14 protein-coding genes and 7 pseudogenes are annotated in these 19,748 nt (G+C 53.9%); 16 read left to right on the top strand and 5 right to left on the bottom strand.

Translation table 11 applies throughout. The features are described 5' to 3' along the window. The first annotated feature begins 167 nt into the window (after positions 1-167). The 12 genes and pseudogenes from RGV59_RS30960 to RGV59_RS30910 form a co-directional block, all read left to right on the top strand. Positions 168-1,868, top strand: a complete 1,701-nt coding sequence (locus RGV59_RS30960; protein ID WP_004575910.1) for a sigma-54-dependent Fis family transcriptional regulator — start codon at positions 168-170, stop codon at positions 1,866-1,868. Between the two features lie 129 nt (positions 1,869-1,997). Next, positions 1,998-3,216, top strand: a pseudogene (locus RGV59_RS30955) (ISL3 family transposase). Positions 3,217-3,956: 740 nt separating this feature from the next. Further along, positions 3,957-4,355: pseudogene (locus RGV59_RS31915) on the top strand (alcohol dehydrogenase catalytic domain-containing protein); the annotation flags it as partial. 42 nt (positions 4,356-4,397) lie between these two features. Beyond that, positions 4,398-5,003 (top strand): zinc-binding dehydrogenase, encoded by a 606-nt coding sequence (locus tag RGV59_RS30950; protein WP_004575908.1) that lies wholly within the window; start codon positions 4,398-4,400, stop codon positions 5,001-5,003. 31 nt (positions 5,004-5,034) lie between these two features. Next, the gene (locus RGV59_RS30945) at positions 5,035-5,679 is read left to right on the top strand and encodes an aldehyde dehydrogenase family protein (RefSeq protein WP_322247156.1); all 645 of its coding nucleotides are present in this window, start codon (positions 5,035-5,037) and stop codon (positions 5,677-5,679) included. Then, on the top strand, positions 5,634-6,497 hold the full coding sequence (locus RGV59_RS30940) for an aldehyde dehydrogenase family protein (RefSeq protein WP_322247155.1): 864 nt from the start codon (positions 5,634-5,636) through the stop codon (positions 6,495-6,497). The genes RGV59_RS30945 and RGV59_RS30940 overlap by 46 nt, the downstream gene beginning before the upstream one ends. Before the next feature lie 27 nt (positions 6,498-6,524). Then, a complete protein-coding gene (gene xylM, locus RGV59_RS30935) occupies positions 6,525-7,640 on the top strand; it encodes a xylene monooxygenase subunit XylM (protein ID WP_011600766.1) in 1,116 nt (371 codons plus the stop codon). 150 nt (positions 7,641-7,790) lie between these two features. Next, positions 7,791-8,843 carry a 2Fe-2S iron-sulfur cluster-binding protein gene (locus RGV59_RS30930; protein ID WP_011600767.1) on the top strand — a complete coding sequence of 351 codons (1,053 nt, stop codon included), beginning with the start codon at positions 7,791-7,793 and terminating at the stop codon, positions 8,841-8,843. A 195-nt stretch (positions 8,844-9,038) separates the two neighbouring features. After that, positions 9,039-10,139, top strand: a complete 1,101-nt coding sequence (locus RGV59_RS30925; protein ID WP_028624483.1) for an NAD(P)-dependent alcohol dehydrogenase — start codon at positions 9,039-9,041, stop codon at positions 10,137-10,139. Between the two features lie 133 nt (positions 10,140-10,272). After that, complete coding sequence (locus RGV59_RS30920; protein ID WP_236645663.1) at positions 10,273-11,655, top strand: OmpP1/FadL family transporter; 1,383 nt, start codon at positions 10,273-10,275, stop codon at positions 11,653-11,655. Positions 11,656-12,031: 376 nt separating this feature from the next. Beyond that, positions 12,032-12,385, top strand: a complete 354-nt coding sequence (locus RGV59_RS30915) for a hypothetical protein (RefSeq protein WP_004575902.1) — start codon at positions 12,032-12,034, stop codon at positions 12,383-12,385. Positions 12,386-12,553: 168 nt separating this feature from the next. Beyond that, positions 12,554-12,688, top strand: a pseudogene (locus RGV59_RS30910) (IS66 family transposase); the annotation flags it as partial. A gap of 94 nt (positions 12,689-12,782) precedes the next feature. Here the strand turns inward: RGV59_RS30910 and RGV59_RS30905 are convergent. Next, a pseudogene (locus RGV59_RS30905) lies at positions 12,783-13,056 on the bottom strand (type II toxin-antitoxin system RelE/ParE family toxin). Next, a pseudogene (locus RGV59_RS30900) lies at positions 13,056-13,329 on the bottom strand (CopG family ribbon-helix-helix protein). The pseudogenes RGV59_RS30905 and RGV59_RS30900 overlap by 1 nt, the downstream one beginning before the upstream one ends. Positions 13,330-13,639: 310 nt before the next feature. Here RGV59_RS30900 and RGV59_RS30895 point away from each other — a divergent pair. The 4 genes and pseudogenes from RGV59_RS30895 to RGV59_RS30880 all read left to right on the top strand — a co-directional run. Further along, the gene (locus RGV59_RS30895; RefSeq protein WP_004575900.1) at positions 13,640-14,674 is read left to right on the top strand and encodes an IS110-like element IS1492 family transposase; all 1,035 of its coding nucleotides are present in this window, start codon (positions 13,640-13,642) and stop codon (positions 14,672-14,674) included. Positions 14,675-14,986: 312 nt separating this feature from the next. Next, a pseudogene (locus tag RGV59_RS30890) lies at positions 14,987-15,602 on the top strand (IS1595 family transposase); the annotation flags it as partial. A 347-nt stretch (positions 15,603-15,949) separates the two neighbouring features. Further along, the gene (xylS, locus tag RGV59_RS30885; RefSeq protein WP_011600770.1) at positions 15,950-16,945 is read left to right on the top strand and encodes a XylDLEGF operon transcriptional activator XylS; all 996 of its coding nucleotides are present in this window, start codon (positions 15,950-15,952) and stop codon (positions 16,943-16,945) included. Between the two features lie 232 nt (positions 16,946-17,177). Beyond that, positions 17,178-17,332, top strand: a pseudogene (locus RGV59_RS30880) (group II intron reverse transcriptase/maturase); the annotation flags it as partial. Positions 17,333-17,355: 23 nt separating this feature from the next. Here RGV59_RS30880 and RGV59_RS30875 read toward each other — a convergent pair. From RGV59_RS30875 to RGV59_RS30865, 3 genes are read right to left on the bottom strand one after another with little or no spacing between them, the layout of a single operon-like run. Beyond that, on the bottom strand, positions 17,356-18,987 hold the full coding sequence (locus RGV59_RS30875; RefSeq protein ID WP_004575896.1) for a recombinase family protein: 1,632 nt from the start codon (positions 18,985-18,987) through the stop codon (positions 17,356-17,358). Next, positions 18,984-19,562, bottom strand: coding sequence for a recombinase family protein (locus RGV59_RS30870; protein ID WP_004575895.1), 579 nt, complete (start codon positions 19,560-19,562; stop codon positions 18,984-18,986). The genes RGV59_RS30875 and RGV59_RS30870 overlap by 4 nt, the downstream gene beginning before the upstream one ends. Then, positions 19,555-19,719: a hypothetical protein gene (locus tag RGV59_RS30865; protein ID WP_157404863.1), complete on the bottom strand. Its 165-nt coding sequence runs from the start codon at positions 19,717-19,719 to the stop codon at positions 19,555-19,557. The genes RGV59_RS30870 and RGV59_RS30865 overlap by 8 nt, the downstream gene beginning before the upstream one ends. Between the last annotated feature and the right edge of the window lie 29 nt (positions 19,720-19,748).

Raw genomic sequence — 19,748 nt, 5'->3', positions numbered from 1 at the left:
ATTGGTTAATTTTTCAGGACCACCTAAGCAAATGCTAAAGTGGCAAATGGAATGCTGAGCCGGCAAGCCGGCAAGCACAGGCCTTGACGTTGCAAGGTAGTCATGACCGCAGTGAGCCACTGATGTGCTGCGGGGCGGATCATCCCGATAAAAACAAGAGAAAAACAATGTCGCTTATATACAAACCCAAGATGCAGCATGAGGATATGCAAGACCTTATCAGCCAGATCCGTTTCGTTGCCGCCGAAGGCAAGATCTGGCTGGGAGAGCAGCGCATGCTGCTAATGCAGCTATCTACGCTGGCCAGCTTCCGCCGCGAAATTATCAGCTTGATCGGCATCGAGCGGGCCAAGGGTTTCTTCCTGCGGTTGGGCTATCAGTCCGGCCTGATGGATGCCGAGCTGGCACGCAAGCTGCGGCCGGCCATGCGCGAGGAGGAGGTGTTCCTGGCTGGGCCTCAATTGTACGCGCTCAAGGGGATGGTCAAAGTACGCTTGCTGACGATGGATATCGCCATCCGGGACGGACGTTTCAACGTGGAGGCCGAGTGGATTGATTCCTTTGAAGTGGATATCTGCCGAACTGAGCTGGGCCTGATGAATGAGCCCGTCTGCTGGACGGTGCTAGGCTATGCTAGCGGCTATGGTTCGGCATTCATGGGCCGCAGAATCATTTTCCAGGAAACTAGCTGTCGCGGGTGCGGTGACGATAAATGCCTTATCGTAGGCAAGACCGCAGAAGAGTGGGGCGATGTCAGCAGTTTCGAAGCCTACTTCAAAAGCGACCCGATCGTAGACGAGCGCTACGAGCTGCAGACCCAGGTTGCCAACCTGCGCAACCGCCTGAAGCAGTACGATGGGCAGTATTACGGCATTGGCCATTCGCCAGCCTACAAGCGCATCTGTGAGACCATCGACAAGGCTGCACGCGGCAAGGTTTCGGTTCTGCTACTGGGTGAGACTGGGGTGGGCAAGGAGGTAATCGCGCGCAGCGTGCATTTGCGCAGTGAGCGCGCAGAGCAACCCTTCGTCGCGGTGAACTGTGCGGCAATTCCGCCGGATCTGATCGAGTCGGAACTGTTTGGTGTCGATAAGGGCGCCTATACGGGCGCGGTCAATGCACGCGCTGGACGTTTTGAACGGGCCAACGGCGGCACCATCTTTCTTGATGAGGTGATCGAATTGACGCCGAGGGCTCAGGCCACCCTGCTACGGGTATTGCAGGAAGGAGAGCTAGAGCGGGTCGGCGGCGACCGCACGCGAAAGGTCGACGTGAGGTTAATCACCGCAACAAACGAGAACCTGGAAGAGGCGGTCAAGATGGGGCGCTTTCGCGCAGACCTGTTCTTTCGGCTGAATGTTTTTCCCGTGCAGATCCCGCCGTTGCGCGAGCGCGTGGAAGACATCCCGCTGCTGGTCGAGCATTTTCTCAGAAGGCACCATAAGGAATACGGCAAGAAGACTCTTGGCCTGTCTGATCGAGCGATGGAGGCCTGCCTCCACTACCAATGGCCAGGCAATATCCGCGAGCTGGAGAACGCCCTTGAGCGCGGGGTGATTCTCACCGAGAGCAACGAAAGCATCAATGTCGAGTCGCTGTTCCCCGGGTTGGCGATGGCTACCGAAGGCGACAGGCTATCAAGCGAGGGCCGGTTGGAGGAGGAGTCCGGTGACAGTTGGTTTAGGCAAATTATCGACCAGGGCGTCAGTCTCGAGGATCTCGAGGCGGGTTTAATGCGCACGGCCATGGACCGTTGTGGGCAGAATATCTCACAGGCGGCGCGGTTGCTGGGATTGACCCGCCCGGCAATGGCCTATCGACTTAAGAAGCTTGACCCCAGCCTATCTGTGAAAGCAACGGGCCGATAGCTGCCTTGCGCCAGGTTTGGGCCTTTCTAAGGTCCTTCGCGGATTCTGGGGAAAGAGCGAGTTGACAGGCAGGGGAGTGGGTAAATTGGCAGTCGCTCAACATCCCAACCCCCACACCTTGCTGTCGCCGTGCATCCTATTGATCTTGCCGCTTTCTGGCCAGGCTACGACGTTGTCGCCTCTCGCCCCGTAGCTGAAAATACCCTGCTGATCGGGCTCGAACCCCAGGCCACGCGAGTGCCCCGGTGTGGGCGCTGTCTAGAGCCCTGTCCGTTGATTCACGAACGGCGTCTACGCCACGTGCGTGACAGCGACCTGCTGGATCAGCGGGTGCTGCTCCAATTCAATTATTCAATTGCCCGTGCGTCGCGTCGACTGCCTGCGTTGTTGTGGGCGGGTGACCGAACGGATCCATTGGCTGGAGCCGGCTTCCCGCCTGACTCGACGTTTGCAAACCTGGCTCGAGGGCTTGTTGCGGATACTGCCCATGAGCCACGTCAGCAAATTCACCGGCGTGCATTGGCACACCCTCAAGGCCCTCGACAAACGCCGCCTGGAAGCGGAGGCAGGCGCCATCGAGCCGGGCGACGTCCGGCGCCTGGGGATGGACGAGTTCGCCCTGGACAAGCGCCATCGCTACGCCACGGTGATCATGGATGCGGAGCGAACACGCGTGCTGTGGGTCGGCCACGGCACCAGTCGCCAGGCGATTCGCCCATTCTTCGAGTGGCCCGGTGAGCATTGCCAGTACATCGAGGCGGTCGCCATGGACATGAACACCGCTTTCGACCTGGAAGTGAAGCGGCACTGCCCTCAAGCCGAAGTGGTGTACGACCTGTTCCATGTGGTGGCGCGCTACGGTCGTGAGGTGATCGACCGTATCCGCGTCGACCAGGCCAACCTCCTGCGCGATAACAAACCAGCGCGCAAGGTGGTCAAGCGCAGCCGCTGGCTGCTGCTGCGCAACGCTGCGAACCTCAAGGACGGCCAAGCCGTGCAGTTGCAGGAATTGCTCGTCGCCAACCAGCCGTTGGCGACGGTCTATCTGCTCAAGGACGCACTGAAGGAAGTCTGGTACGCCCCGAGCGTATGGGAAGGCTGGCAACGCTGGCGGGCCTGGCTACGGCATGCCCGTGACAGTGGCTTGGCACCGCTACAGCGCTTCGCCAAAAACCTCAGGCGCTATATACGCGGCATCCTCGCCAGCGCTCGTTTTCCCATGCATACCAGCCTGCTGGAGGGCCTGAACAACCGTATCAAGGTGATCAAGCGCATGGCCTATGGTTTCCGGGACTCGGACTACTTCTTACTGAAAATCAAGGCCGCCTTCCCCGGGAAAGCGCGATGAACCTTTTTTATCGCTGTCTTGATCAAATCGACAGGTGATTATGCGCGATTGATGATTTGCTCAAATACAGCCAGCGTGCTGGAGATTTCTCTCATACCCCCCCCTTTTTTTTTTACGAAGCAAATCAATGATCTAGATGCGATAAGCGGATCGGTATAAGCAATGGCATGGCGGTTGCTAGCTATACGAGACTTAAAATAAAAATAGTGGTGACCCTTCAATGTTGTATTTTCTCAACTCTGCTCAGATTGGTTGCTTTCGCCATGTATATCCTCAAAGCGGGCCAGCCGTAGCCGTTACGCTTGGAGTCTGTGACGCTGGCCTAGAGCTTTCTGAGGGCGAGCCCAAGCAGGCTAGCCCGACCACCAATTTTTGTGAGCCCAAGGTCATTGGCGTGCGTGCGACTTTGCGCACCATTTGCGTCGCAGTTATCGGCTTCATCTCTCGTAATAGGGTTATAGATGCCAGTCCCACGGTGCGGCTGCATCAATCTTCAATCTCATCGCTAACCTCAACCGACTATATGCCCAGGTCTGCAACGATATATCCAGCCTGTCGCGCATTCGCTCGAGCCTTAGTCATCTACCGCAGTCACAGCTGCAGCGACATTACTAACTAGTCGTGTCGATCTCGGAAGCTGTGCGTTTGTTGCCGAGAACTTGGCTGCATGTGATGCATTAAGTGATTTGATATCGCCGTCCTCGCTACCTATAACATTTGACGTCTACATAGGTGATTCAATGCTCGCGATAAGGAAAACTAAAGCAGGGCCAGGAGGGCTATCTGTCGATGATGTGGCCGCCCCTAAAGAGGCCCACAGTACTGACGTGCTGGTGAAAGTTGAAGCGGCCGGTATCTGTGGTACTGACTTGTTGATCTATAAATGGGGCGAGTTCGCCAAAAGAATGAAACTCCCCACTATCTTGGGTCATGAAGTTAGCGGGGTGATTGAACAGGTCGGATCTGACGTTAAAGGTCTAAGGCCTGGGATGCGCGTCAGTCTGGAGAGTCATCTCCCTTGTGGAACGTGCTACACGTGTCGACGCGGTTGGGCGCATGTTTGTCCTAATACGCGGTATCCGGGGGTCGACTTTGATGGAGGCTTCGCGTCTTTCGTCGTGGTTCCGGAGAGCGTGTGTTGGCCGGTGCCGTGCGGAATTCCTCCGCTCCAGGCGGCAATGATGGAGCCGTTCGGGCTTGCGGTGCATGCAAGTCTGGAAGGTTCTGGGGTTTCGGGATTGAATGTTCTTGTTTCTGGTTGCGGTCCGATCGGACTTATGAACATTGCAGCCGCCAAAGCACTGGGAGCAAGCAAGGTCATTGCAACTGACATTCATCCTCTGCGCCTCACTGCAGCAGCCAAAATGGGGGCGGATGAATGCATTAATGCAACTGAAGAGAGCGTTTATAAGACTGTGCGTTCGCTGCTCGGTGAGAGGGGAGTAGATGTTGCAATTGACTATTCCGGGCAAGCAGCGGCGTTAAAGGAGCTTATTCAATCCATCACCCATGGTGGTGAGTTGCGACTGATGGGCGTCCCGTCACATGATATTTTGCTCAACCTAGAGGAGTGGCTTTTTAAAGGCCTTATTGTACGTGGCCTGCATGGCAGGCGTCTGTTTGAAACATGGGAGCGTTCAACTAGCTTACTGGTTACAGGGCGTGTTGATTTGTCTTCGCTCGTATCGCATCGATTGCCACTATCGGCGGCAGAGGATGCGTTCGAAATGGCCTTAAATGGTCAGTCCTTGAAAATCCTGTTTGAGCCCAATGGCACATGTATCTAATTTATAATTTTGAAGTTAAGGAGGCATAATTATGCGGGAAACAAAAGAGCAGCCTATCTGGTACGGGAAGGTGTTTAGTTCTAATTGGGTGGAGGCGCGGGGAGGTGTTGCCAATGTTGTCGACCCGTCCAATGGAGATATTCTTGGCATTACGGGCGTTGCTAACGGCGAAGATGTCGATGCTGCTGTGAACGCAGCTAAGAGAGCGCAAAAGGAATGGGCCGCAATACCATTTAGTGAAAGAGCCGCCATTGTCCGCAAGGCTGCCGAAAAACTAAAGGAGCGCGAACATGAGTTCGCCGATTGGAACGTGCGGGAATGCGGCGCAATTCGTCCGAAGGGCTTATGGGAGGCCGGAATTGCGTATGAGCAAATGCATCAAGCTGCGGGTTTAGCTTATTTGTCTAACGGTACGTTGTTTCCATCGGCAGTTCCAGGGCGCATGAATCTTTGTCAGCGCGTTCCAGTTGGCGTGGTCGGTGTAATTGCACCTTGGAATTTCCCGTTGTTTTTAGCAATGCGTTCGGTAGCACCAGCCTTAGCGTTGGGTAATGCGGTGATCTTAAAGCCCGACCTTCAGACTGCTGTCACCGGGGGGCGCTCATTGCCGAGATCTTTTCCGACGCTGGCATGCCGGACGGTGTTCTTCACGTTCTTCCTGGTGGAGCGGACGTAGGAGAGTCAATGGTTGCGAACTCCGGAATTAACATGATTTCTTTTACCGGGTCCACACAGGTGGGCCGGTTGATCGGAGAGAAATGCGGGAGAATGCTGAAAAAGGTTGCGCTTGAACTGGGTGGTAACAATGTCCACATCGTGTTGCCTGACGCCGATTTAGATGGGGCTGTCAGCTGCGCTGCTTGGGGTACGTTCTTGCATCAGGGCCAAGTGTGCATGGCCGCCGGACGTCATTTAGTACATAGGGACGTTGCCCAGCAATATGCAGAGAAACTGGCGCTACGTGCGAAGAACTTAGTGGTGGGGGATCCAAACTCGGATCGAGTGCATCTCGGCCCACTTATCAATGATAAACAGGTAGTTCGCGTCCACGCGCTCGTCGAATCTGCACAAAGCGCCGGTGCTAAGGTTTTGGCGGGAGGTACATATCAAGATCGCTACTACCAAGCTACCGTAATCATGGACGTGAAGCCGGAGATGGAGGTTTTCAAATCTGAAATTTTCGGCCCGGTGGCTCCGATCACTGTATTTGACAGTATTGAAGAGGCGATTGAATTAGCAAACTGTTCGGAGTATGGCTTGGCCGCATCTATCCATACTAGGGCGTTGGCGACTGGTCTAGACATCGCAAAGCGTCTAAATACCGGTATGGTCCATATTAATGACCAGCCAATTAACTGTGAGCCGCATGTTCCCTTCGGAGGAATGGGTGCCTCGGGTAGCGGAGGCCGGTTTGGCGGACCTGCAAGTATTGAAGAATTTACTCAATCTCAATGGATTAGTATGGTTGAGAAGCCAGCTAATTACCCATTCTGAGTCGACAATAATAAAGTAGGAGGATATATGGACACGCTTCGTTATTACCTGATTCCTGTTGTTACTGCTTGCGGGCTGATCGGATTTTACTATGGTGGCTATTGGGTTTGGCTTGGGGCGGCAACATTCCCTGTACTGATGGTGCTTGATGTCATTTTACCGAAGGATTTTTCGGCCAGAAAGGTAAGTCCCTTTTTCGCAGACCTTACCCAGTATTTGCAGTTACCATTAATGATCGGTCTATATGGGCTCCTTGTCTTTGGAGTTGAAAACGGGCGTATCGAACTTAGTGAGCCGTTACAAGTGGCAGGGTGCATTCTTTCTTTGGCTTGGCTTAGTGGTGTGCCAACTCTTCCGGTTTCGCATGAGTTGATGCATCGTCGCCACTGGTTGCCTCGGAAAATGGCGCAGCTATTGGCTATGTTTTATGGTGATCCGAACCGAGACATTGCCCATGTCAACACGCATCACCTTTACCTAGATACGCCCCTCGATAGCGACACCGCGTATCGTGGACAGACAATTTACAGTTTCGTGATCAGTGCGACAGTTGGTTCCGTCAAAGATGCGATAAAGATTGAGGCTGAAACTTTACGTAGAAAAGGACAGTCACCGTGGAATTTGTCCAACAAAACATATCAATATGTCGCACTCCTGCTCGCTCTGCCTGGCCTGGTTGCTTATCTGGGCGGGCCAGCATTAGGGTTGGTTACGATTGCTTCGATGATTATTGCGAAAGGGATAGTCGAGGGTTTTAATTACTTTCAACACTATGGTTTAGTACGCGATCTAGATAAGCCTATCCTCCTGCACCACGCGTGGAATCATATGGGAACAATTGTGCGCCCGCTGGGTTGCGAAATTACTAACCATATCAATCATCATATTGACGGCTATACACGGTTCTATGAGTTGCGTCCGGAAAAAGAAGCCCCGCAGATGCCTTCGCTCTTTGTGTGTTTCCTTCTAGGGCTTATTCCGCCTCTTTGGTTCGCTCTCATTGCAAAACCAAAGTTGAAAGATTGGGACCAGCGGTACGCAACTCCAGGTGAGCGCGAACTGGCTATGGCTGCTAATAAAAAAGCGGGATGGCCACTGTGGTGTGAAAGTGAACTGGGGCGGGGCGGGCTAGCTAGCATTTGATAATACAGGCAGTCTAAATCGTTTCGACTGAGACCGTAGATAAGCGAAGAGCGAACGAAATCTACGGTCTCTTTTTGAAAAAAAACGTTCCAAATCGGACAAATTTTCCGTTTTTTATAATTAACGGGCGTCTAACTGAGCGATGGGTTTATGAATGAGTTTTTTAAGAAAATCTCTGGTTTATTTGTGCCGCCTCGGGAATCTACCGTTTCAGTTAGAGGGCAGGGGTTTCAGTTTAAGGTGCCACGCGGGCAAACCATTCTGGAAAGCGCTCTGCATCAAGGAATTGCCTTTCCGCATGATTGCAAAGTCGGATCTTGTGGGACATGTAAATATAAACTGATATCTGGCAGGGTGAATGAGTTGACTTCTTCTGCTATGGGTCTGAGTGGCGATCTGTATCAGTCCGGCTATCGCTTGGGTTGTCAATGCATACCGAAAGAAGATCTCGAGATAGAGCTAGATACAGTGCTTGGGCAGGCGTTGGTTCCAATAGAAACGAGTGCATTGATTAGAAAGCAGAAAAGGCTGGCGCACGATATAGTCGAGCTGGAATTAGTATCCGATAAGCAGATAGCCTTCTACCCCGGCCAGTATGCAGACGTGGAATGTGCAGAGTGCTCTGCTGTAAGGAGCTATTCTTTTGCCACTCCGCCCCAACCTGATGGCTCCCTGAGCTTCCATGTTCGCCTTGTCCCAGGTGGAATTTTCAGTGGTTGGCTATTTGGTGGCGATCGTACGGGGGCAACACTAACCCTGCGAGCGCCTTATGGGCAGTTCGGACTCCATGAGAGCAATGCGACAATGGTCTGCGTAGCCGGCGGAACGGGGCTTGCTCCAATTAAATGTGTTTTGCAGAGCATGACCCAGGCCCAGCGAAAGCGTGATGTGTTGTTGTTCTTTGGAGCTCGTCAACAACGTGACCTATATTGCCTCGACGAAATAGAAGCGCTGCAGTTCGATTGGGGTGGGCGCTTCGAGTTAATTCCAGTTTTGTCCGAAGAGTCTTCTACGTCGTCATGGAAAGGGAAGCGGGGCATGGTGACCGAGTATTTTAAGGAATACCTCACGGGGCAGGCTTATGAAGGATACCTTTGCGGGCCGCCGCCTATGGTGGACGCTGCCGAGACCGAGCTCGTTCGACTTGGTGTTGCGCGGGAATTAGTGTTTGCGGACCGTTTTTATAATAGACCTCCTTGCTAGCAGTAGCAGAAGCTTACAAGTTTAACTGTGGTTCGATGCATAGTCTAGCTTACGGTATTCGAGCTAATCGGTGAGTTAATGATTGGAATCGTCTTGCGGCCAAAAATTGATGGCAGTGAGATAAATAGGTTGTTGTCCAAAAGGTTGGTAAAGATCGGTTTATAACTTTAGTCTAAAATAAAGAGGGAGATGGAAATGGAAATCAAAGCAGCAATAGTTCGCCAAAAAAATGGCCCGTTCTTACTTGAGCATGTAGCTCTTAATGAGCCAGCTGAAGATCAGGTTCTCGTTAGATTGGTTGCAACCGGGCTGTGTCATACGGATCTGGTTTGTCGCGATCAGCATTATCCGGTTCCACTACCGATGGTATTTGGGCATGAAGGGGCTGGTGTGGTTGAGCGGGTTGGGTCCGCGGTCAAAAAGGTTCAGCCGGGCGACCATGTTGTTTTGACATTTTATACCTGCGGGAGTTGTGATGCTTGTCTTTCCGGAGACCCTACCAGTTGTGCAAACTCATTTGGCCCTAACTTTATGGGGCGCTCGGTAACCGGGGAGTGCACCATCCACGATCACCAAGGGGCAGAGGTGGGAGCAAGCTTTTTTGGGCAGTCCTCCTTTGCGACATATGCGCTATCTTATGAACGTAACACTGTGAAGGTTACAAAAGACGTACCGCTTGAGTTGCTTGGGCCTCTTGGTTGTGGCATTCAAACTGGCGCAGGGTCTGTTTTGAATGCGCTTAATCCGCCAGCGGGTTCTTCTATCGCGATCTTTGGTGCCGGGGCCGTAGGCCTTTCGGCAGTTATGGCTGCCGTTGTGGCGGGGTGTACGAAAATCATCGTTGTCGATGTCAAAGAGAATCGCCTTAAATTGGCCGATGAGCTTGGGGCGACGCATGTGATTAATGCAGCAAGTTCTGATCCAGTTGAGAAGATTAAGGAAATTTGTGCTGGCGGCGTTCCGTATGTGCTCGAAACTAGCGGTTTGCCTTCGGTTCTTCAGCAGGCGATCCTCAGCTCCGCCATAGGTGGTGAGATAGGTATTGTAGGTGCACCACCGATGGGTGCCACAATTCCCGTTGATATTAATTTTTTACTGTTTAATCGTAAGCTTCGAGGTATTGTTGAGGGGCAATCTATTTCGGATATATTTATTCCAAGATTGGTGGAACTATATCGTCAAGGGAAGTTTCCATTTGATAAATTGTTAAAGTTCTATTCCTTTGATGAAATTAATCAGGCAGCGGAGGACTCGGAAAATGGAATAACCCTTAAGCCAGTGCTTCGAATATCCTAAAATTAGTATTATTAAATTATCATTGGCGCGCCGTTCTCATATACGGCGCAGCTAAATTCCAGAGCGGTATTTCATCCTCCCCCCTTCTTTCTAGGGAAGGGCAGTATAATTATAATAGATGGTGAGTGCTAAGATGATGAGAAAAATTACGGTCGGTTCGATTTTAAGTTGTCTATCATGCTATGCGCTAGCGACGGACGGGTTGTTTTTAGAGGGCTTTGGGCCAATTTCGAGAGGCATGGGAGGGACAGCTGTTTCTAATTACGTCGGGCCTGCATCAATGATGGTTAACCCAGCGACAATGGGTTTGTCAGATGCTACAGATGAAGTTCTACTCGGTTTCGACCTTATTACAACAGATATAAGTGCCTCGAATCTTGCTACGGACGAAAAAGTGTCATCAAGCACGCACTCTCAGAATAGAGGGCCTTATGTTGCCCCTCAGCTAGCGTTTACCCATAAGATTTCAAACTGGACCATTGGCGCAGGCATGTTTGCACAAGCTGGCGTAGGTGTTGAATATGGGAGGTCTAGCTTTTTGTCTCGCGGTGACGTTGGTGGGAAGGGTTATGCTACCGGCGCTGAGACGGGGCTTGAGAACTCGAGTCGTTTGTTTATTCTTGACGTGCCTTTCGCCGTAAGTTTTCAAGTTAATGATCGTCTTGCTGTCGGCGGATCGCTTGATGCAAAATGGACCGGTTTAAATCTTGATTATTTGCTTGGGATGAACCAGTTGGGTAGTCTGGCGAAAAATGGGCGAGCGTCTGGTTCCTTACTGGGATTGATAGGTACGTTGCCTGATCCGCAGGGCGTACATTTAAGCGTTAGCAAAAATAAAGCAATTGCGAGTGGTGCAGATGGTTGGGGGATCTCAGGTAAGTTAGGCTTGCTGTACAAGGTAACTCCCATAACAAATTTTGGTGCTTCCTATATGTTCAAAAGTCATATGAATGATTTAGAGGGGCGAGGGACTGTTACTGCTGTGGATGGTATCATTGGGAATGTGCCGATTGAAGGGGACGTTCGTTTTTTGAACTTTAATTCCCCTGCCAAGCTTGATCTAGGGCTGAGCCATCAGTTTACGGATAAATTTTTGGTCGCTTTTGATGTTTCTCGTGTTTTCTGGAAGGATGCTTTGAAGGATATTAAGGTGGGGTTTTCCAGTGACGTCGGAGGGGTTGATCTTAAATTACCTCAAAACGCTAAGGATCAAACGATAGTGGCGATCGGAACTTCGTATGCCGCTACCCAGAATTTAACTTTGCGAGCAGGATACCGTCAGGCTACTCAGCCATTCAACGACGAGGGTTTGCTTGCCCTAATACCAGCAGTTCTACAGAAGCATGCCTCCTTAGGTTTTAGCTATAATTTCTCTCAATCGAGCAGATTTGATGCTGCATATTCGCACGCCTTCGAGAGCAGCATGACCAATAGATCGGCTTACAACACTTCGTCACCTGTCAGGTCGTCCATGGCACAAGATAATTTCGTCATTGGCTATAATTATTCATTCTGATAGTAGAATTGAAATCGCCCATAGCGAAGAACCTGAAGTTCCGGGTTAGGGAAGCGCTGATATATTCACATTACGCTTGGTCGTCCCCACGGAAACCGTGGTTTCCAGGCCTGCTGTCCGGCTATAGCATGAATACTTCAGCGTTTTCCTAGTTATGATGTAATTCGCTATCTTTGTTGGCTTGATCTTCCGTTACTAAAAGCGGGTTGGTTGAAGTAGCGGAGTAGGCATACTTGGAATCTGAGATACGCTCCGCGCAAATCGGGCTGTGGACGATAGGCCATGCTGTTGGCGACGATCCGGGCACTTAGGGACGTTTGGGGCGCGGTGACTGTTGACCGTCATTCTTAAAACATATTAAGTTGGGTATAAATCGATGGTACTTATTCAGTGGGCTTTCTGGGTGTTGGCTGCGGCTGCTGCGGGCGGGTTGTTCTTAGGGTTGCTGTCGAAAAGGAAAGTGCGTTATCCCTCTTGGTTCGGCTTGGGGCATGGCGGGCTGGGCTTGGCGGGTCTCATGACGCTGGTCTATGCTTTGTATACCGCCGGACCAGAAGCCGCGTTCCCGCAGGCCGCGTTCTGGGCACTCGGTCTGTTGGGAGCAGCGTTTCTGGGGGGGGCGCTGTTTTTCGGCATACTGTTCCGCCAAGCCAAACCTTGGTGGGCGATCGTGGGTCACGGTGGCTTGGCGCTGGCCGGCGTCGTCGTGCTGTTTTTTGCCGCCTACTGAGGCTGGCGGGGCCCTACCTGGGGCCCTTCACATCATTGATGTCTCCGGCCCCCCCCCCCGATGTCAAACTTCAGACTAGTTATCGCCCGAGCCGATTTATCAAAACGATAGATCGGGGGGCGTCAAAAAGAGCTGAAATGTCGAGTTATCCTACTTAACGTAAAGCTGCTGATCAAGAAAAGCCCTCTAGTCCCCGCGCGGGCCATGCTGCTGACCACCAAGTATGTCGACCGTCTGCCGCTGCATCGATTCGAAAAGGTGCTCAATCGTTACGGCATCGAGCTCTCCAGCCAGACCCTGGCATGATTGGTGATCCGGTGCGGTGAGCAGTTCCATAGCAACAACGCGTCGTAATTAGCTGCGCATGTGGGGAGGTGCCCTTGTGCCTCCTGCAAGGCTATGGATCCTCACGGGTGTGCCACAGGCGCAGCAGATAGATAGTTGAATTCACTACCTCGTAACGCATCTTGTACTGGCCGATCTGAATTTGGCTCACATTCTCGGCTCAAATTCTTCCAGGCGCTCGCCGATGCGCGGGCTGGCCAACAGCGTATTCGGCGCTGCTGTGAGTTGCTGTAGGGCTCGTGCAGCGGCAGGTTGATTCACCGCTGCCAGAAACTAGTACAGCCGTGCAATGTCGGACAGCGCCTTGCTTGCAACTTCAATTCCATCAGCGCGGTACCGGCAACGGCGTGTCGGTGCTAAGGCTATTAGCCCAGGCCTGCACGGCGTGGTGGTCAATTACTCGGCCAGCATCAACATCAGCTAAGGCTTCGCGGGTCAGGCGACTACGTTCCACTTCCTGGTCGATCCAAGCGGACAGAGCCTGTTTGACGATCCAGTTTTTTGGAGCGTTCCAGACGCTCTGCCATCAAATCGACCTTTTCGGCAAGTTGCACAAGGACGTGAGCCGTGACAAATCGGGTTTTTGCGGTAGTTGCCATGATGAGATACTCCTAATTGTGTATTGATTCAAAGTTAATCATAGTGATTAGTTATGCGTCGTCAAACGCCGTCAGGTTGGGCTATACCCCAACCGGGCGTAAGGCCGACCATTCAGGCCGCGTCAGAGTAGGATGGCTTTCTGAATTTCCTGACGTTCCAGCGTCCACCTCTACGACCTCAACCTGACAGACAGAGCGCTTAGCGAATGAAAGGGACTTCCCCGTCCAAGTCCGCGGCGAAAGTCGCGAGGCGGCATCAAGGTGCCATGATGAAGTTTCATAACTGCATCAATTACTGGAGGGGAAGCCAATGTCAGTTATCACGGTGGGAATCGATTTAGCCAAGACGGTGTTCGCCGTTCACGGCGTCAATGAGGCTGGCAAAGCCATATTGGTGAAACCGAAGGTTGCGCGTGATCAGTTGGTGCCATTGATCGCGCAGTTACCGCCGTGTTTGATTGGTATGGAGGCTTGCTCAGGGGCGCACCACTGGGCGAGGGTGTTTGTTCAGCACGGACATACTGTCAGGTTGATGGCTCCTAAACTCGTTGCTCCTTATCGGATGTCAGGTAAGCGCGGTAAGAATGATGCAGCAGATGCTGCTGCAATCTGTGAGGCAGTGACCCGACCCAGCATGCGGTTCGTACCCGTCAAGGACGAGCATCAACAGGCGACTCTTTGCCTTCATCGCACTCGGCAGGGATTTATCGAAGAGCGCACAGCTTCTTACAACCGACTGCGGGGATTACTTTCTGAATTTGGGGTGGTCCTGCCGCAAAGCCCAGAGCGATTGAGAAGAGAGATTGGCCCTTATCTGGACAGCTTGCCTGGCTGGGCAAAACGGTGCATGAGTGAACTGTTAGAGCACACCAGCCATATCGAGGACCGCTTGGTAGAGCTTGATAGAGCAATCAGCCAGATTGCTCGTGAAGATGATCGTAGCCGTAGATTGCTGCAATTGCGCGGGGTTGGCTCGACCACGGCGAGTGCCTTGGTTGCCAGTATTGGGGATGGGCACGACTTCAGAAATGGTCGCCAAGTGGCTGCATGGCTCGGACTGACGCCGGGTCAGTACAGTAGCGGTGGAAAGCAGCGTTTGGGGAGTATCACCAAAGCCGGGGATGCCTATTTACGGAGTCTACTGGTGCTCGGGGCTCGATCTGTAATGGCCAACCTGGGCGATAAACAAGATCCATTTAGTCGCTGGATCCGCAATCTGATTGAACGTCGCGGTTACTGGCGTGCGGCCGTCGCGATTGCCGCCAAGAATGCAAGGATGGCCTGGGCCGTCCTGCATTACGGCGACACGTTCAAGCTTGAGCAGGTAGAACCAACTGGTGCGTAGGCCCTGGCTTCCTATTGCTCAACTTTTAAGGCGTCACGGTGGAACCATGAGCAGATAAAAAGAAGATCAATGTGCACTGCCGTCGTTGATGTGAAGCGGGTTGGACCTACGTGGGGTATACCTGAAAATCGTATGGGGAATTCAGTCCCGGTTAGCGAACGAGGTCCTCACGTGCGTCTTTCATCAGGGTCCGAGCCATCAGCTCAATATGACCGTTTGTAGTACCGCAGTCCTTCACCTTCTTACGTCGATCCGGCACGCGCAGCAGTAGACAACTAAATCGCTATTGCGCTTGCGCTCAATGGGGAAGCCCTTGTAGTACGTAAGGCTGCTCGGGAGTCTGGAGTGGATCGCACCACCTCATTCTGCTGACGCCACCGGGATGTTGGCGCTTCCAGCCAGCGAAAACGATACCGAACTGGAGAATATCGTCGAGGCTGACGAGACCTACTTCTTGGAGTCCTTCAAAGGTCAGCGTGAGCTGCCACGCCAGGCCCGACATCGTGGCGGATGAGCCAAAAAACGCGGCCTGTCTGTCGAGCAAATCCCGGTGCTGGTCGTCCAGGATCGGCAAGGCAAGCATTATGATGCTGTCCTTCCTAAGGTTGATAAACAGACGCTAGGGAGCCTGCTGCCGCAATTGCTGCCCCCTGAGTCGGTGCTATGCACCGATGGTGCTGGCGTATATCTCGCAGTTACCAAGGCAGAAGCAATCGCGCATGAGCCGTTGAACCTGGCGCAGGGTGCGCGGGTCAGGCAACGCGTCTTTCATATCCAGCATGTGAACGCCTACGACTCGCGCTTGAAGCAGTGAATGCGCCGCTTCAATGGCGTAGCCACCTGCTATTTACCCAATTACTTGGGCTGGCGGCGATTACTGGAACGTGCTGGCAAAGATCTCAGTGCCGAGACCTGGCTCCGGCATGCCCCATGGGATAGCCCACGGCGAACGCGAACAGAGCCTAAATTTATTGGGTCAGTGAGAAAGATCAACCGTGACATAGGACAGTGGTAGAGAAAAATTTAGGTGATTATAGAGCGTCGGAGTGCTCCTTCTTAGTCGCTTTCCTAACGCTGGCCGCTATATTATTCTACGCAGCCGATTTGACCGGGCACTATGGTGCTTCGATGGCGGGGGCTGGTCATTGGCTGACCGTTGATCGGCTCGCGTCATGGCTTGGGCATATTGCGAGTATCAATGGAGTGTGCGAGGTGGGCAGCCTAGGCCTTGAGTTCCTCGTAACCCACATAAAAAATATAAGAGCACCGTGAGTTATGGATTGTCGCTTGTTGAACGAGAAAAGTCGGATCTTCGTCAATGCCGACCCCTACTTCGTCTCCGACTACGTTAACCAACATGTCGGTTCGCACTGTATTCGCCTGCCCAAGAGTGGGTGCCCGGAAGCCAGCCTGAACCACAGCACTTTCGGCAGCCTTGATCTGTGTCGAATCAGCTATGGCGGTAGCGTAAGGGTGACCTCGCCAGGCTTGGAAACCTGCTATCACCTGCAGGTACTGCTCAAGGGCCATTGCCTGTGGCGTGGCTATGGCCTGGAGCACTATTTTTCGCCGGGTGAACTATTGCTGATCAATCCGGATGACCGAGCGGACCTGACTTATTCGGAGGATTGTGAGAAATTCATCGTCAAATTACCCTCAGTGGTCCTCGATCGGGCATGCAGTGAGAGCTATTGGCACAAGCCGAGTGAGGGTATCCGCTTCACCACGCGACACAACCTGCAGCAACTCGATGGCTTTATCAATCTGCTTGGGCTGGTTTGTGACGAAGCGGAGCATACAAATTCGATGCCTCGGGTCCAGGAATACTATACGGGGATCATTGCTACCAAGCTGCTCGAGATGCTGAGCAGCAATGTCAGCCGCGAGACCTTCAGCGAAGGTTGCCCGTCCTTCGAGCGAGTCGTTCAGTTCATTGAGGACAATCTCAAACAGAGCATCAGCCTTGAGCGACTGGCGGAGCTGGCGCTGATGAGCCCACGCTCGCTCTACACTTTGTTCGAGAAGCATGCTGGCACCACGCCGAAGAACTACATCCGCAACCGCAAGCTCGAGTGCATACGCGCCCGCTTGAGCGATCCCAATGCAAATGTGCGTAGTGTCACCGAGATGGCCCTAGACTACGGCTTCTTTCATACGGGACGTTTCGCCGAGAACTATAGGAGCACTTTCGGCGAGCTGCCTTCCGACACCCTGCGTCGGCGCAAAATGAAGTGGCTTGATCCCGAGGAGAGCCTGCCCCCACTCCCTTGACTGGGCGTTACTACAGGCGAGGTTCTGATCCCTACGCTAAGGGCAACAACTGGTGCTGAAAATGATGATGGAATTGCGTCAAACGCTCGCGCAGGGCAGTATTCATTCGGCGGGTGTGGTTGTTGATTTGAGACCACAATCATGCCTTCGATGGCGACCCCCGCTCCACTCTTTTTGCGCCGTTGCTAGCAGGCAGAAATTCACTCGCGCTGGGGTGTTTTGCAAGAGCCTCGTTCTGAATGCGATTTATGAAGAATACTTTCTAGGGTTCTCGTATGGGTTTCGACCGGGACGTAGCCAGCACGATGCGCTGGATGCGTTAACGGTCGCGCTCAAGGCCAGAAGGTGAACTGGATATTGGATGCGGATATCACGTCGTTCTTGGATCCTGCATAACAATGCCCTTTGGTTTATGAGGTGTGTTCGAAGAGGTCAGGCTGATCGTCGACCGCCTTGATGCGCAAGCCTTTGCGGCGTCCGTGGCAGACCAGGACAGCGTCGAGTTCGCCGCGCTTTACACGCTGCAACACGGTTTGGCGGGTGACGCCGAGTAGCCTGGTTGCATCCTGCATCACGACGTAGCCTTCTGGGCTGTGCTCGACGAAGCGGCTTCGCAACGCGTCAGTGATGCGAATACGCCAGGGTGCGCCAGGCGTCGTTTGCTCCCCGGCGATGAAGCCGTCGTTGACCCAGCGGTGCAGCGTGGACGGCTCTGTACCCAGTACACGGGCGGCCTGGCGAATTCTGAGCAGCTCACCGTCGGGAAGCTCGGCGGATCGTTCGAAACAGGGAATCTTCCAATGACGCCGCAGGTTGCCCACGAGGTTCTGGTTGAAACGCAGGCCCCGCGCGGTCACACGGCCTTGGGTGTTGAGGATGCCCGCGATGGTCGCATCGGGATAGTGCTGCGCCAGTCGACGTACCAGGGCGATGGTGTCTTCGTCGGTGCGAATGGTGGCCGGTCGCGAGCGCGGCAACGCAACGTCGCATTCGGTGAGCTTGCCGCCGCGCCAGCGTAGCTTCAGCTGCGCTCGGTATTGTTCGCGATGCACGGTAATCGAAATCTCCTCGAGCAGCGTGCGCAGCAATTGCTTCCTGTCGCGCACGGTGAGGGTCGGAGCATGCCACAGGCGTTGGAGATCCTGGCCGAGCGCGAGCAGGCGGTGTCGTTCCTCCGCGCCCAAGGTGCGGGGACGCAGTTGTTCGCGCCGGGCAAGTTCCTGCTGCGCTTGTTCGAGTTCACGCAGCTGTGTCTCCCATTGTGTTTCAAGTCCGCGCGCCACCAAACGGTTCTCAGGATCCACGGCACGGTAGCGTCGCTCGGCAAGCAACGCTTCGTAGTGCGCCCGTTCCACGGTCAGTCGCCACTGCGCGAGCGCGGCGTCGTGGTCGGCTTCGAGGCGTTCGGCGGCGCGTACAGCCGCTGCAACGCCCGCCGGCTCAACGGCCTGCAGGAAGGCCTGCGCAACGGCGGCGTCAATCTGCAGGCCACCAATATTGAGGCAGTAGACGCCACGACCATTCTCGATGCCTTTGTTCGAACAATGGTAACCCGGCGTCTGATTCGTGCCGCGGTAGTGGGTTTTAAGCGACCGGCCGCAGTGGCCGCAGATGGCCAGGCCTTGCAGCAAGGCGGCACCTTCCCTCACGGCTCCCCCTGCTTCATGGGGCCGGGGCTTGGTATTTGCAGCCAGACGCACTTGGTTGGCCTCATAGGTTGCCCAATCGATATAACCTTCATGGTGCTCACGGATGAGCACGGCCCATTGCGATTGAGGTAGACGCCGCAAGCGTGTCTTGAGCGTGCCGTGCTCATCGACATAGCGTTCCGTACGCGTCTTGCCATAGCAGTAGGCTCCCGCATAAACCGGGTTGGTGAGCACATTGTAAATGGCGTTGTAGGTCGGTGCGACCCAGCGGATTTGCTCGTTGCGGTTGAATTGCAGAGGGAACGATAAGTTCTCGGTACGCAACCACAGCCAAACACGGCGGGCCGAGCCAAACTCGTTAAAACGTGCAAACACGGCATGTAGTACGCTCACGACGGCTTCATCGGGATGCAACCTGACTTCGCCGTCGGCCTCGCCCCACACCAGTCCGGTCGGCAGACCCCGGCGCAACTCACCTCGAGCAGTCTTGTTGCGAATGCCGCCGTCCAGACGCGCGCGCAGAATGTGCAGTTCGGCCTCGTGCCCTTGAGTCCAAGCAACAGGCGATCGTTGAACAGCGCGGGGTTGTACACGCCGTCGGCATCGCCGATCAGCGTGTCGGTCATGGTGCACAGGTCGAGCAGTCGGTACCAGTCAGCGTTATTACGCGCCAGACGGAAGACCTCCAATCCTAGAATAATGCCGACGTGACCGAGCGCGACTTCGGCGGTCATCCGCGCGAAACCGCCCCGGCGAGCGGTGCTGGCCCCCGAGAGTCCCAAATCATCGTCGACAACATTGATCTGCTGCTGGGACCAGCCGAGGCCAGTCGCCCGTTGTGCGAGCGCGTACTGGCGTTGCGTCGATTCCCGGTTGTGCTCTACCTGACTGGCGCTGGACTGTCGAATGTAGACGAACGCCGCACGCTGCAAATGGCTGGAACCGATCTTGTTGGCAGTGTCACTCATCAGCGCTCTCCCTGTGGGTCGGCTCGTTGCCCGTCACGACCTTCGCGATCGCTTGAGCCAGCCTGTCGATCACCGCTTGGCGTGTTGTTTCGTCGAGTTGTTCCCACAGACTGTCGTCGTCCGGGGGCAGGTCTGCGAGGGTTAGGTTCAGTTGCATCGTTGCTCTCCTGTTCCGTCTGGCGCAGC

This window comes from Pseudomonas sp. FG1 (assembly GCF_034313875.1).
GTDB lineage: Bacteria > Pseudomonadota > Gammaproteobacteria > Pseudomonadales > Pseudomonadaceae > Aquipseudomonas > Aquipseudomonas veronii.
The sequence above is the reverse complement of the archived record's forward strand: the minus strand, read 5'-3'. Positions and strand labels throughout refer to the sequence as shown.